This is a genomic window from Actinoplanes campanulatus (genome assembly GCF_014647795.1).
Classification (GTDB): Bacteria; Actinomycetota; Actinomycetes; order Mycobacteriales; family Micromonosporaceae; genus Actinoplanes; species Actinoplanes campanulatus.
Window position 1 is genome coordinate 1 of the sequence record NZ_BMPW01000076.1, and the last position, 1,023, is coordinate 1,023.

At 49.4% G+C, this 1,023-nt stretch carries 2 protein-coding genes; both read right to left on the minus strand.

Annotation, left to right across the window (positions count from 1 at the left end):
* A partial coding sequence (locus IEZ13_RS48185) for an alpha/beta hydrolase family protein (RefSeq protein ID WP_373293122.1) occupies window positions 1–247 on the minus strand: 247 nt, incomplete at its 3' end.
* A 101-nt stretch (window positions 248–348) separates the two neighbouring features.
* On the minus strand, window positions 349–1,023 hold a 675-nt coding region (locus IEZ13_RS46110), incomplete at its 5' end, for a phosphopantetheine-binding protein (protein WP_229795826.1).

Sequence of the window (1,023 nt, forward strand, 5' to 3'; positions counted from 1 at the left end):
GCCCACATAAGGCAACCAAACGAGTCGCGAAGATTCCGTCATTTTCTAAAATATTAGCAGCTACGAACGACAACATCGCGCCAAAGCTAACCCCGGCGAGTATCAACGGCCCAGTCGGAATTTCGAACGATGATCGAAACTTGCTGACGAACTCTCCGATGGTTCTGATGCCGGGTTCAAGTAATCGTTGACCCCTGCCAGGCGGGCAGTAACCCCAAACTGTAGTATCCCCCTCTAAGACAGACATCGATTGAAAGGCAGGAGCTCCGGCACCCGTAGGAGGGAATATCAGGACTGTGGAGCAACAAGAGGTAGTTGCTGAACTAATACGCTGCCAAACTTCCGGATTCAATGCTCACGCTCCTCAACAGGCATCAGCAAGCTGACCAAGCAGGAAATCGTTGGATTGGAATAGAAGTTCCGCAAGGGGACACGAACACCAAACTGTTTACCGATGGCGGTCAAAAGCTGAACAGCGCGCAACGAATTTCCACCTGCGGAGAAAAAATCACGATCTTCACCGTGGCTCTTCTTTCCAAGAACCATATCCCAGATATTTTGCACTTGATCGTGAACACTGTTACGCTGCATTTGTCCTTGGGATATTCTGTCGTGATCGTAGAGTTCGCTCTGTGCTACCAACTTCAGACACTCGCACCGATCTATTTTTCCCGTTCTTGATCTAGGAACATTCTGCGTAGTTACGATCTTGAGAGGAATCATATAGGAAGGTAGAAATTCGGCAAGACGAGAAGTCGTGACCTGAGACTCCCATTCGCGTGGAATCACGAGCGCCAAAACTCCACCACTGCCTTGGTGATAGACTGCACCACATTGTTTCGTGGAGTTAGCAACTCGAGCTGCAGCTCTTTCAACCTCTTCCAAGTGGATCTTGTGTCCAGCGATATTTACCGCATTATCGAGCCTGCCAACCAGTGAAAGGACACCATCCTTGATGATTCCCAGATCACCAGTCCGTATTTCACGTTGTCCACTTCCAAGTGTAAAGAACGCATCGTCCCC